Source organism: Paenibacillus sp. FSL R7-0128, assembly GCF_038002245.1.
Taxonomy (GTDB): domain Bacteria; phylum Bacillota; class Bacilli; order Paenibacillales; family Paenibacillaceae; genus Paenibacillus_AQ; species Paenibacillus_AQ silagei.
Window position 1 is genome coordinate 1,767,404 of record NZ_JBBOCD010000001.1, and the last position, 13,189, is coordinate 1,780,592.

Consider the following 13,189-nt stretch of genomic DNA (forward strand, 5'->3'; position numbering starts at 1 on the left):
TTGAGCATGTTATATCTGAATACCACAAACCTGGAGCAGATGAATCTTCCCTGGGCACTATGCATGGATACGATACGGAGTGCTGTCCAAGTGATGGCAGCGCATGAATTCTCCCAGCCGATTAAACCCTATCTGCTCTTTGATAAAGATCCAAGCAGCCGGATTATTGCCATGCCCGCTTATGTGGGCGGAGAGATCGGGATGGCAGGCATCAAGTGGATCGCCAGTTTTCCCGGTAACCATGGCAGGCAGCTTCCCCGTGCCCACTCGGTGACGATACTGAATGATTCCGGCAGCGGGAAGCCTGTGGCTATCATCAACAGTCCGCTTATCTCCGGGATTCGCACGGCTTCGGTCAGCGGGCTGATGATTCAGGAATATGAGAAGGTACACCCTTTTGCCGGTAAAATGATTGCCGGTATTGTCGGGTTCGGACCGATCGGTCAGCTCCATCTGTCGATGCTGAATCAGCTGCTCGGGGACCGGCTGGAGGAGGTTCGGATCTTTGATCAGAATCCGGGTGCTCTGGATCATATCCCGGAAGAGCTTGGGACAAGGGTACGGCCTGTGGATTCCTGGAAGGAAGCCTACGAAGGGGCTGATCTGTTCATCACTTGTACAATTTCCAGCTCCGGTTATATTGACCGCAAGCCCAAAGAACAGAGTCTGCTGCTGAACGTGTCTCTGCGCGATTTCACCCCGGCGATCTTAAGCTACACCTCGGCCATTATTGTCGATGACTGGGATGAAGTGTGCCGTGCGAATACGGATATTGAACATATGCATCATCAAAGAGGGCTGCGGAAGGAAGACACGGCGTCCATCGTCGAGGTGGTCTGCGGCAACGCGCTGGCGAAATTCCCGAAGGAGGAAGCGGTCATGTTCAATCCGATGGGAATGGCTGCCTTTGATATTGCCATTGGATCACTATATTATCGTGAAGCGCTGAATCGCGGGTGTGGTAAGGAGTTGGAGGAGTAGGAGCAGGGGGCAAAATCAGCATACAAAATAAACGGGCCGGATAAGAGATATCCTCTTGTCCGGCCCGGCTGTGTACTGCCTCATCACAAGGCTATGGATTCTTGCGGTGCTTCTTCTCTTCCGGATCTGGTGCAAGGCCAGGAGCTGACACCTCGGGGTCATTCCCCAGCACGGCGCCTACGACCTCATCCAGCTTATCTGTTTCCGATTGACCGTCCGCCGGACTGGGTTCGCCCTCCGGAATCGGGTGGACGCCTGCGGTGCGTCCGTCGAGCGGTGCTTTTTTATCATCCTTCATCTGTCAGTCTCCCTTCTAAGTGCAGGTTCTGTCTTAGGATGTGTCTGCGGTAACCGTTCTATGTATCGATAACCGCAGCGGAGGCTGATGAACCATACGGCTGGTTAGGATTGGTGGACCACTTCCATACTCTTTTCCAGGGCAGTCTTATAATAGTGGCATTTATGGTCTATGACTTCCATCGTTTTTCTTAATTCCTCCATCTGCGCTTCTACGGAAGCCTTCCGCTCCAAGAACATGTCGTATCGGCGCTGCAGGGTGGAATCTCCTTCGGAGCACCATTCAATGAAATGCTTAATCTCTTTGATGGGCATCCCGGAGGCCTTCAGGCATTCAATAATCCGCAGGGCCTCCATATCGGAGGGCTTGAATACGCGTTTGCCGCTGGGAGTTCTCTCTATAGAAGGGAGCAGGCCCTCTTTGTCATAATAACGCAGGGTATACGGGGTCATGTTGAAATGCGCTGCCGCTTCGCTTATGGAATAGGTCTTCATCATCGTTCTCCTGTCCTGGATATTTCGGGCTTGACTTAGAGTTAACTTTAAGGAATATCATAGGCTTTGTAAAGCTTAAAGAATGATGTCTACTATTCTATTGAAAAGAGGTTCACTATGATACAAGTTAACGCACGTGCTGCATTCAGCCAGGAAGGCCCGTTCAAGCTGACTACGATCGAACGCCGGGAGCTGCTGCCGCAGGATGTTCTGATCGAGATTAAATACGCCGGTATTTGCCATTCCGATATTCATACCGTCCGCGGGGAGTGGGGACCGGTGAAATATCCGCTGGTTCCGGGGCATGAAATTGCAGGTATTGTCAGCCAGATCGGTTCTGGAGTGACGAAATATGCAGTTGGCGACCGTGTCGGGGTAGGCTGTATGGTCGATTCCTGCGGAGAGTGCAGCAGCTGCCGGCAAGGCGAGGAGCAATATTGCCTGGAGGGAAACACGGGAACCTATGGAGCGACTGACCGCCACGGGCACTATACGCAAGGCGGATATTCCACGCATATCGTTGTCACTGAAGACTTCGTGGTGCGGATTCCTGACAGCCTTCCGCTTGACGCTGCTGCACCGCTGTTGTGTGCCGGAATCACTACTTACTCACCACTGCGCCACTGGGGAGCTGCTCCCGGCAAAAAGGTGGCTGTAGTGGGTCTCGGCGGGCTGGGGCATATGGCAGTAAAAATTGCTCATGCCATGGGGGCTGAGGTTACGGTGTTATCCCAATCCCTGAAGAAGAAGGAAGACGGCCTGCAATTGGGCGCAAATCATTATTATGCCACCACTGATCCGGAGACATTTAAGCAGCTGGCCGGTTCCTTCGACCTGATCATTAATACGGTCAGTGCGCAGGTGAATATCAATGCTTTCATGTCACTCCTGGCGCTGGACGGGACGTTGGTGAATGTCGGTGCGCCTGCTGATCCTTTGGCTGTTAATGCCTTCTCGCTGATCGGACACCGCCGTTCCTTTGCCGGTTCGATGATCGGGGGAATCCGCGAGACACAGGAGATGCTTGATTTCTGCGCTGAACATCAGATTGCTTCCGAGATCGAAGTGATTTCGGCTGACCAGATTGACGAAGCCTGGGAACGTGTGCTGGCCTCGGATGTGCGTTACCGGTTTGTGATTGATATCAGCACGATGGGGAAGGCTTAAGTCTTTAGAGGAGCAAGAAAGATTCTTAATCTATATTGTTTGAAAAACAGCCTGCAGGAATGGAACTACTCCATTCCCGCAGGCTGTTGATATTTCTGCCTAGCTTCTCCTACGAGAAGCTATATAATCGCACCCCGTGCGGAGGCACGGTGGTCTGCAGCACGCCGCCGCTAAGCTCAGCAGGCGTCTGGCTCCACAGCTCCGTACCTGCGGCCACGCCGTCGAGGCCAATCTCTTCGAGGTTCAGGTCAACCGGCAGCGGGCTGTTACTGGTGTTGAAGACGGCAGCATACCGGGTGCCGTCGTCATGAGCAGCGGTCCAGACGATCAGCTCATCGTGGTGAAGGGCTTCCCTGGCGCCATGGCTCTCGCGCTGCATGCGCAGCACCTCGCGGTTGGTGAGCAGCGACAGGGTCCAGTCGTCATTGTCCCGCAGCTCGCCGCCGAAGATCAGCGGCGAACGGAAAATACTCCACAGCGACATCATCGTCAGCTGCTCATCCCGGGTGAAGCGCGTCCAGCGGTCATCCCCGCCGCCGTCAACGGAGCGGACGCCGATGTGGCCGAGCGGCAGCATGTCGCAATCCGGCCAGGAGCCGGCCTGCGGGACGCCCTGCCAGCTGCGGCAGCGGCTGAACATGTCCAGCAGCAGCTCCCAGCGGTCCCAGAAGTCATCCGTGATGCGCCACATGTTGGCATGCTCGATGAAATGTTGTGCATATTCTACCGGAGCAGGGCCGGGGGAGAGACTCAGGACCATGGGGCGGCCGCAGTTCTCGATTGCCCGGGAGATCAGGGTAATCTCCGGCTGATGGGTATCGTATAGTCTGGAAGCGGCGATGTCATCCACCTTGACCAGATCGACGCCCCACTGCGCGTACAGTTCAAAGAGTGAATTATAGTAGGCCTGAGCGCCTTCCTTGGAAGCATCGACACCGTACATATCTGTATTCCATGGACAGATGGAGTTCGTGTGCGCGATCTCGCGGGCAGTTGCCTCCGTCCCCAGAATCGCGGTGCCTGCATGGGCGGCCTGACGCGGAATGCCGCGCATAATATGAATACCGAACTTCAGTCCTAGGCCGTGGACATAGTCAGCCAGCGGCTTGAAGCCCTGCCCGCCCGCTGCCGAAGGGAAGCGGTTCTCGGCTGGCATCAGCCGGGAGTATTCATCCATGATTAGAGGGACGAAGGGGCGGTACAGGGAGGACACGGCACCAGGCTCATACCACTGGATATCAACGGTGATATAGCTCCAGCCGTAGTCTTTGAGATGCTCGGCCATATACTCCGCATTGCCGCGGATTTCCGCTTCGGTTACGGCTGCGCCGTAGCAGTCCCAGCTATTCCAGCCCAGCGGGGGGATAGGTGCTGCAAGCTTATGATTCATTGTGTAATCTCCTTATCAGATGGATTATTGCTCCTCATAAGTCCATCATAATCAAGGAGAAACCCAATATCTATAGTAATGTTGCAAGTGGAATAGCACTATATTGCGCTTAATCGAAAAAGAGCTGGCGGTAGATCAGGCTCTCGCCCCCGCTGCGGAAATCGCCTGGTGTCAGTCCGGTCAGGCTGCGGAAGGCCTTGATAAAGTAGCTTCCGCTGGAATAGCCGATCTGCTGTGCAATAGCTTCAATGCTTAAGCTTGTCCCCCGCAGCAGTTCCATCGCCTTCTCCGTTCGGACCCGGGTCAGATAAGCGCCGGGTGTCAGGCCGGTGCTGGCCGAGAAACGGCGGATGAGATGATATTTGGACAGGGAGACATGCTCCGACAATTGGTCGATGCTGATCATCTGCGGGTAATGCTGCTCGATGAATGCAGCGGCGCGCTTAATATTCTCTGACCATTTGTCCCTGTCGCGTAGCGTAGCTGTCTGCATTCGGGTCAATTCGGTCATGAATTGATAGACGCTGGATGAGGCGATCAGCGGATCGGAGATTCTGCCCGCTCCGGCATCCATTACAATCATCCGCGCCAGCCGGACAGGGGCACAATCTGCGGGCAGCCGGGGCACCTCGCCCGCTTCGCGCAGGAATCTGCGCCAGTGGGGCAGGATCAGGCTTGGGCGCAGCAGGAGGAACAGGAACTCCCAGGGCTCTGCCGCATCCGGCGGATAGTAATACCGGTGAGGTCCCGGGATTTCCGCCAGCAGAGCCTGTCCGGCCCGGACCCGGTAGGTCCGGTTCTCTGACTCGAACACGCCCTCACCGGAGAGCGTGTACTGGAACAGCAGCAGCGGGCCGTCGCTGCGCTCCATCCCGTCCCAGCGGTATGTGGGATCGGAGACGGAATCATAACCGGCTGCGAACAATACGCACAGCTGCAGCTCCTTATCTTCGGCAAAGCGAAAGCCATAGGTCCCTCTGGGGATGTCCATGGATAGCCTCCTTTTCTCAACAAGTACTTAATATCTTAACATATCATTGAAAATATAAAGCGCCTTTGCTACTGTTACGAATAGAAACGAGAGAAGGAAGGTTATGGAATGTCCCAGATGCAGACGTACCAACCGGCAGCTAATCATGTCAGACTCATCGGACGGACCCACTGGATGGGAGAGGTGCTGTGGCTGGCTCTTTCCGGGAGCGGGGTGGAATTCTCATTCTACGGCCGGGCGGCCCGGATCACTCTGCAAGGCGATGATATCGCTGCAACCGGCAACAATCTGGCCCGGATTGGAATCAGTGTTAACGGCCAGCAGGTGATAGACGATCAGGTGGATCAGCTACGCAAAACGTATACAGTGTTTGAAAGCGACACCGGGCAAGAGGTTACTGTAAGAATAACGAAGCTGTCTGAAGCAGCCATGTCAACGGTTGGCATTGCGGAGATCGCGGTGCAGGCTGAGGAAGGGATTAAGCCGACTCCATCTCCGCAGCATACGATCGAATTCATCGGCGATTCCATTACCTGCGGGTATGGTGTGGATGATGAAGAAGCGCTGCATACCTTTTCTACGGCTACAGAAAATGTAACGAAGGCTTATGCCTACCTGAGCGCAGAGCAGCTTGGTGCGGATTACAGTATGGTGTGTTACAGCGGATACGGCATTATTACCGGCTATACAGAAAATGATCAGAAGCTCACCACGCATCTTCTGCCCGATTACTACGAGAAGGTAGGCAAGTCTGAAGGGAGGTTCGGCGGCAGTCTGCTGCCTCAGGAGATAGCTTGGGATTTCAGCAGATTCACGCCGGAGCTGATCGTTATTAATCTGGGGACCAACGACGATTCGTACACGAAGGATGACCCTGCCAAGCAGGCGGATTATGCAGAGAACTATGTCGCTTTTCTACAAATGGTCAGACGGAATAATCCCGATTCGACCATTCTGTGTACGCTCGGGATCATGGGGGACAGGCTGTATCCTATCCTGGAGCAGGCGGTGGACCGCTATGTCCGGGAAACCGGTGACAGTAGAATCTCGGTGATGAAATTCGAGGTGCAGCGCGAAGAGGACGGCTACGCCGTCGACTTCCACCCTTCCCGGGTGACCCACCGCAAAGCGGCGGATAGACTGGCGTCAGAGATCAGGAAGCTGATGAAGTGGTGATCTGGCTGGTGAAGAAATGGAGCGGGTAGTCCAGTAGTCCAATGGTGATTGCACTATGTGCAATAGAAATTCATAAAACACCTCTAAAAATAGTCCCTATTGTATTTAGTACAGTAGAATACTGGAGAGAGGCCCAATATGGGCAAAATCTCTAAATTCTGCTGTACATAATACAGTAGAAAGGCTAGAAGGGTAGTTTTATAGCTCGATCTAATGTACAAAGTGCAATAGGCACATACGTCTCAGCACTCCAACCTGCCATTCCGTCCCTCATCACCGATGAATTCCCTTCTCACGCACAAACCTCTCCAGCACCCCGAACTCCTCCGTCACCTTGGTGAACGGCAGGGCGGCAAGGACCTGCTCCCGGTACGGGTTACGGGCTCCGGCCGCCAGGCGGGAATCCAGGATGCTGAGTACACCGAGGTCTGTCTCGCTGCGGATCAGGCGCCCGGTACCTTGTCTTAAGCGCAGCAGCATGTCCGGCACGTAGACCTCCATGAGCGGATTCTTCGCCTGCGCAGCCTTGTATTCGTAGACAGGATCAGCCGGAACCGGGAACGGCAGCCGGAAGACGATCAGATGCGACAGATCTGCACCCTCGATATTCACCCCTTCCCAGAATACACCGGTACTCAGCAGCACGCCCTTACTCGCCCGGAACTCAGCGATCACACCGTCCTGCGACGAGCCTTCCCGCTGCATATGCAGCGCCCAGTTCAGCTTCTCCGCACTCAGCTTCTTGTGAATGTACTTCATATCCTCTTTGGCCGAAAAAAGCACCAGCGTCCGCCCGTCCGTTACATTGCACAGCCGCAGCAGCTCCTTATACGCCGCTTCCAGATAAGCTTCCCGGTTGTTGTGGTTATAGTAAGGAACGTCTTTGGCAATATACATCATCGTATGGTTGTCGTAATCGAACGGTGAAGCCTGACGCTCCATATACTCCCCTCTGTAGCCCAGCGAACGCGAGAGATAAGCGTATTGTTCCTCCAGCGTACCGCCGGACTGGCTGAGGGTTGCGGAGGTCAGGATGACAGAGGTCTTGCCGCTAAACAGACTGTATTTCAGGAATTGGCTGATCCCCTTGGGGCAGATGCTGACGGTAGCTTCTCCCCGGGGCTCACTGGCCCAGAGCAGATAGTTGTCCTCCGTCCCGGCCAGCACCTGGAAGAGGTCAATCATTCCGTTAACCGCTTCGAAGGTATTATCAATCTCCCGCTCATGCCGGGAGGTCAGGACCGAGAGACTGAGGCGGAACTCCTGCAGAATCTGCACGGCCTGCTGCAGCGGGACTCCGGTAATCGCCGATACTTTAATCCGGTCAGTGTCCTGCTTGGCCGTGTGCAGCAGGTCTGCTTCTATCTGTCTGAATAACTCTTTGGCACAGCGACGGACGAATTGGCAGGACTTCATCAGGCTGCGGTCCGCCGACTGCTTGAACAGAAGCTGCATGGCATCCTCCAGCACCCGGGCGATCTGCCGGAAGGTGAATTCGAGCGTCTGGGCATCCCTGACCTTGGCCTCAAGATTATGTGCTTCATCTATAACGATCAGAGCAGGCCGCTCGGTGATCAGGCCTTTGGTCCCTTCCTTTTTCTTGATCAGGTCTCGGATCAGCAGGTCCTGGTTCACGATGATGATATCCATCTCGCCCGGGCCGGCGTTGATCTTGGCCCGCATGTCGTAGAAGGCGCAGGTATGCTTGTAGTGGCAGTGCTCGAACTTACAATCTGTCACACACACGTTAGACCATAAGGCATCACTGACTCCGCCCTTCAGATCTGCCCGCTCGCTGATTTCTGCATTCAGGATACGTTCTGCCATTACAGTGAGCGGTGAGCCGGACTCCCCGGACGGGAACAGGTCCGCTGCCCGGTACCGGCAGGCATATTGCCCCATGCCCTTGCCGACTACAGAGCGGACCATGGAGAAGCCGAGCCGGCTGCCGATGAACCGCAGATCCTTATGGATCTGTTCGGAGAGCTGGATGGACGAGGTGGCGATAATGACCGGCTGCCGGGAGAGCTGGTTGATGAGCAGGCCGGGAATCAGGTAGGCGAAGGATTTGCCGATACCGACTCCGGCTTCAATCATGGCATTTCGGCCATGGACATAAGCGTCGGCAATATCCAGCGACATATCCTGCTGGCCGAGCCGTTCGGTGAGACCGAGCCGTTTGAACCGGTCATACATGCGGAAGATGGCATTGACCAGAGCAGGCTCGGCGTCTTTGGCCGGCTCCTGCTTCTGTAATTTGTAGAGATCATTTAACCAGTTGATAACGACCGCCCCTTTTCCTGTCAATGTTAGTCTTGTCCTGCATGATATACGGCAGAGGTTGTTATTATCTTAGATGGCGGGCGAACAGTCAAGGGCCAGGGCGGAATCCGTCTGCTGGCATCCCGGAAGTCCTCTATCTTATAATGTTAATAAAATCATAGTCTGCGTACTGATCACGAAGGGAGAGAGAACATATGAGCGAACGTCTGCCTTGTCAGACCCCGGGCTGCACGGGAAGCATTCTTCCTGCAACCGCACTGAAGACCGGGGGTATCTGTATGCCCTGCCAGCAGCGGAAGCTTGCAGAGGAGAGACAAGCTTATATTGAGCAGAACCGTAAAGAGGTGAACAGGTACGCCGGTATCCATGATCCGGTTGAAATTCTCACCATGATGCACAGCCCGCGGAAGCCTGATCCGCTGATCAAGGAAGTCCCCTACCCCCGGACCGCACAGGAGCTGTATCACGGACTGACGGAGGAAGAGAGAGGGCGGATGGAGAGCTACGCCGTTCATTTATTAGAAGAAGAGGATATAGACCAGGCGGAGACGGTGCTGGTGTCACTCCTCTGCTTCACGGATACACGGCTTGGGCCGGGTCTGGAAATGCTCCTCCACACAGGGAATTATGCGCCCGCGATCCTCTTCAAGGATGCTGACGCGCAGGTCAGGGACCGGCTCATTGCTCAGGTGGAGTCCGATCCGGCTAACCGTAATCTGCTGCTGCTGGCGCTGGCCTGGATTGGCGATGAAGAGGTGGTCAGGCTGTTATCGGCATGGCGGCAGTCCCCGCCGGAGTGGGCGTCAGCGTTATATATAGCTCCCGAGATGTATGCCCGTGAAGCGGGCTGGGAGCTGGATGCCGGAGGGGACAAAAGGCAGCTGTATCATCCTGAATGTTACCCCTTCCTGGTAAGCAGGGAAGACACTCTGGAAGCGCCCGGTGCTCCGGCGGCTGTTCAAATGCTCCAGACAGGAACGCACGCCTGTCCTTGGTGCGGAGGTGCGCTAACTGTTTTATTTGATTATGATTTGCAGCATCCGCAGGTTAGGTTCATGGAGCTTCCCGGCAAGCGACTAAGAATTGCAGCCTGTATGCACTGCAACTGTTATGGCACTGTATATATGAAGGCTGATCTGGAGGGCGGGTATGCATGGAGTGAATATAATGTTGTTCCTGGATATCTGCCTGACAATACTGGAGGAGCATTGGCGTTCAACACGTGGCATGTAATGCAGCTGTCGGAACAGCCGGCAGGTACTTATGAGAGTGCATACTGGGTTCTGGAGGCACCGGCCTCGCAGATCGGAGGTCATCCGGCCTGGATTCAGGATGCGGACTATCCGGCCTGTCCCTGCTGCGCACAGACGATGACTTTTGCGGCGCAGGCGGATATGGGCCAGGTGGCGGAGGACGAGGGAATTTATTATGCTTTTCTGTGCCGGGAGTGCCTGATTACAGCGGTGAATTACCAGCAGACCTGAGCCTGCTTTTGTCACAGATAAGTTACAGGTAAAGTGCTACCATGGAATGAAAAATAAACTGGCTGCGGGAGCTGATATATGAGTCGTTTCTCAGTTCATCAGATGATGCATTATTCACTGTATTCTTTTGCCGAGCACAGCCCGGACCCGATTTACATTCTGGGTATGGACAAAAAAGTGAGCTACGCCAATTCCAAATTCGTGGAGCTGTACGGCTGGTCAACAGAGGAATTGAACCTCCATGATTTCCCTCATGTTCCCCCAGAGCTCAGGGACGAGCTTAACCAGATGTATAATTTCATCGATCGGGGGATGCCTCTGTTTGCCCTCGATACCTTCCGGATTAAGCGGAACGGAGAGCTGATCAGTGTCAAGATAACCATATCCCCTGTCAAAGATCCGGAAGGACGCATTACAGCATATGTATGTGTACTACGGGATGTAACGGAGATCAAGTTCTCAGAGCTGAAATATTACAAGCTGTTTAATGAAGCGAACGATCCCATTTTCATTTATGAGCAGGATGAGGAGGGCAAGCCTTCGAAGTTCCTGGATGTGAACGAAGCGGGCTGCCGGATGCTGGGCTACACACGCCATGAGCTGCTGGACAAGACCCCGCGCTCTATTGCCGCAGAAGCTCTGGTGCCGGAGGTGAATAAGATGTTCGGGTCCATTCTTAGCGGAGAAGGAATGTTCGTCGAATGGGTTGAGGTTACGAAGGATGGAAGGGAAATTCCGGTGGAGATCAGTGCGAAGCCATTCAGGTTGAATGGCCGCCAGCTGGTAATCTCGATTACCCGCGATATGACCGAACGAAAAAAAACGGAAGAGTTCCTGAGGTATAGCGAGAGCCTGTCCATGATCGGTGAGCTGTCCGCAGGCATTGCCCATGAAATCCGCAATCCATTGACCAGCATCCGCGGGTTCGTCCAGCTGCTGTATTCCCGCTCCAAGATGAACAGGGAGTTGCACGAGATCATCCTGTCAGAGGTGGATCGGATCAATTCAATCATCAGCGAGCTGCTGCTGCTGGGCAAGGAAATGCCGTCCGAGCTGGCAGACTGTAACCTGGTCCGGCTGCTCGGACAGGTGATTGTCCTGCTGAATGCGCAGGCGCATATGACAGATAACGAAATTGTCATGCACACGGATCTCGACAGCCTGCCTGTCCGGTGCGCGGTTAACAAGCTGAAGCAGGTGTTCATCAATGTGCTGAAAAATGCGATAGAAGCAAGCCCGCACGGAGCAGAAATTACGCTGGAGCTGAAACATGAGGAGCATACAGCCATTATTCGCATCATCGACACCGGGCCGGGCATACCGGTAGAGCTTCTGCAGCAGATCGGTGCTCCGTTCTTCACGACCAAATCCGGAGGGAATGGATTAGGTGTTATGATCAGTAAGAAAATTATCCATAATCATAAGGGGACTCTACAGTTCAAAACCAACCAGCCGACGGGAACAATAGTTGAGATTACGCTGCCTTTGCTTCATGAATTACAACATACATAAGCGGTATCCAAACGGAGCAGTGAGGTCAGACCAGACCCCGCTGCTCTTTTGATTATCTGCGCTCAGGGAAAGTTCACACTAAGAATAATGGGGTTTCGTTATTTGAAATTTTGGGTATATAAGCTATATTTTCGAAATATAAACGCAAGGCATGCTACAAGCTGGAAAGTGAGGGTTCTCATGGATTTTCCGGTCAACATCCTGCTCGTAGACGATCATCCCGAGAATCTGCTTGCCCTTGAGGCCGTTCTCCGCGGAGAGCCTTACCGGTTGTTTCGGGCCTATTCCGGGATTGAAGCTTTACGCTGTCTGCTGGAGGAGGAATTCGCCGTCATTGTGATGGATGTGCAAATGCCGGATATGGACGGGCTGGAGACGGCGCGCCTAATCCGTACCCGGGAGAAGAATCATGTGGTGCCGATTATTTTCATGTCCGCTAACAGTACGACGATGGAGGATATCTTCTCAGGTTACTCTGTGGGTGCGATGGATTACATGACGAAGCCCTTCGTCCCGCAGTTGTTCAAGTCCAAGATTGAGGGCTATGTCAGCATGTATGAAGCGAATAAGACGCTGCAGCTCCAGAGCGAAATGCTGAAGCAGCAGGCGCGGCAGCTGGAGAAGACGAATCAGGAGCTTCGGGAAGCGAAGGAAGCGGCAGAAGTTGCCTCCAAGGTGAAATCGGAATTCCTGGCGATGATGAGCCATGAAATCCGCACGCCGCTGAACGGGATCATCGGGATGTCTGATCTGCTGCTGGCCTCTGATCTGCCGGAGGAATATAGTGAGATGGCGGGGATTATCCACACGAGCAGCAATGCCCTTCTGTCGGTGATCAATCCCATTCTCGATTATTCCAAGCTGGAAGCCGGGAAGCTGGTGGTGGAAGATGCGCCGTTCTCTCTGCAGGACTGCCTGAGTGAGACTATTGCTCTGTTCACTGCTAAGATCCGTGAGCGGAAGCTTGACATGGTAGTGGAGATTGATCCTGCTGTGCCGCCTGATCTGGTGGGAGATGTGAACCGCCTCCGCCAGGTGCTGAATAATCTCGTAGGCAATGCCGTGAAGTTCACCCATGCAGGCAGTGTATACATAATGGTTAACAAGCAGGAGGGACCGGCGGAGAAGCTTACGCTTGAATTCACGATCAGAGACACAGGAATCGGGATTCCCCCGGATAAAATCGGCGAGCTGTTCCAGCCCTTCTCCCAGCTCGATGCCTCTACCACACGCAGGTTCGAAGGCACGGGGCTTGGCTTATCGATCAGCAAAGCACTGGTTGAGCTGATGGGCGGAAGCATCCGGGTCGAGCCATCGGAGGAGCCCGGGGCTACGTTTGTTTTTACAATTGTCGTTCGTGAGCATCTTGGATTGGAGCAAAAATACGTGCTGAATAAGGGGCAGGGTTGATAT

At 54.1% G+C, this 13,189-nt stretch carries 11 protein-coding genes; 6 read left to right on the forward strand and 5 right to left on the reverse strand.

Annotation, left to right across the window (positions count from 1 at the left end; genetic code table 11):
• Nucleotides 1-6: 6 nt before the first annotated feature.
• Entirely contained in the window at nucleotides 7-981 is a 975-nt protein-coding gene (locus NST26_RS07240) for a 2,3-diaminopropionate biosynthesis protein SbnB (RefSeq protein ID WP_340955174.1), read from the forward strand.
• A gap of 91 nt (nucleotides 982-1,072) precedes the next feature.
• Here NST26_RS07240 and NST26_RS07245 read toward each other — a convergent pair whose 3' ends face one another.
• A complete protein-coding gene (locus tag NST26_RS07245; protein ID WP_036723873.1) occupies nucleotides 1,073-1,279 on the reverse strand; it encodes a hypothetical protein in 207 nt (68 codons plus the stop codon).
• A 104-nt stretch (nucleotides 1,280-1,383) separates the two neighbouring features.
• Nucleotides 1,384-1,773: a MerR family transcriptional regulator gene (locus NST26_RS07250; RefSeq protein ID WP_340955171.1), complete on the reverse strand. Its 390-nt coding sequence runs from the start codon at nucleotides 1,771-1,773 to the stop codon at nucleotides 1,384-1,386.
• Nucleotides 1,774-1,890: 117 nt separating this feature from the next.
• Here NST26_RS07250 and NST26_RS07255 point away from each other — a divergent pair, with 117 nt between their 5' ends.
• Complete coding sequence (locus tag NST26_RS07255; protein ID WP_340955169.1) at nucleotides 1,891-2,940, forward strand: NAD(P)-dependent alcohol dehydrogenase; 1,050 nt, start codon at nucleotides 1,891-1,893, stop codon at nucleotides 2,938-2,940.
• A gap of 109 nt (nucleotides 2,941-3,049) precedes the next feature.
• Here the strand turns inward: NST26_RS07255 and NST26_RS07260 are convergent, their stop codons facing one another.
• Both NST26_RS07260 and NST26_RS07265 read right to left on the reverse strand, forming a co-directional pair.
• Nucleotides 3,050-4,330, reverse strand: a complete 1,281-nt coding sequence (locus tag NST26_RS07260) for a glycoside hydrolase family 27 protein (protein WP_340955167.1) — start codon at nucleotides 4,328-4,330, stop codon at nucleotides 3,050-3,052.
• A gap of 109 nt (nucleotides 4,331-4,439) precedes the next feature.
• Entirely contained in the window at nucleotides 4,440-5,321 is an 882-nt protein-coding gene (locus NST26_RS07265; RefSeq protein ID WP_340955165.1) for an AraC family transcriptional regulator, read from the reverse strand.
• A gap of 108 nt (nucleotides 5,322-5,429) precedes the next feature.
• Between NST26_RS07265 and NST26_RS07270 the strand changes: the two genes are divergently transcribed.
• Nucleotides 5,430-6,497: an SGNH/GDSL hydrolase family protein gene (locus NST26_RS07270; protein WP_340955163.1), complete on the forward strand. Its 1,068-nt coding sequence runs from the start codon at nucleotides 5,430-5,432 to the stop codon at nucleotides 6,495-6,497.
• Nucleotides 6,498-6,770: 273 nt separating this feature from the next.
• On the opposite strand, the gene NST26_RS07275 is transcribed toward NST26_RS07270, so the two are convergent.
• Nucleotides 6,771-8,804 carry an ATP-dependent DNA helicase gene (locus NST26_RS07275; RefSeq protein WP_340955160.1) on the reverse strand — a complete coding sequence of 678 codons (2,034 nt, stop codon included), beginning with the start codon at nucleotides 8,802-8,804 and terminating at the stop codon, nucleotides 6,771-6,773.
• A 170-nt stretch (nucleotides 8,805-8,974) separates the two neighbouring features.
• Between NST26_RS07275 and NST26_RS07280 the strand changes: the two genes are divergently transcribed.
• The 3 genes from NST26_RS07280 (at nucleotide 8,975) to NST26_RS07290 (ending at nucleotide 13,186) form a co-directional block, all read left to right on the forward strand.
• Nucleotides 8,975-10,264: a DUF1963 domain-containing protein gene (locus NST26_RS07280; RefSeq protein ID WP_340955158.1), complete on the forward strand. Its 1,290-nt coding sequence runs from the start codon at nucleotides 8,975-8,977 to the stop codon at nucleotides 10,262-10,264.
• Nucleotides 10,265-10,342: 78 nt separating this feature from the next.
• Nucleotides 10,343-11,776, forward strand: coding sequence for a PAS domain S-box protein (locus tag NST26_RS07285; protein ID WP_340955156.1), 1,434 nt, complete (start codon nucleotides 10,343-10,345; stop codon nucleotides 11,774-11,776).
• Between the two features lie 180 nt (nucleotides 11,777-11,956).
• Nucleotides 11,957-13,186 (forward strand): ATP-binding protein, encoded by a 1,230-nt coding sequence (locus tag NST26_RS07290; RefSeq protein ID WP_340955155.1) that lies wholly within the window; start codon nucleotides 11,957-11,959, stop codon nucleotides 13,184-13,186.
• Nucleotides 13,187-13,189 lie beyond the last annotated feature (3 nt).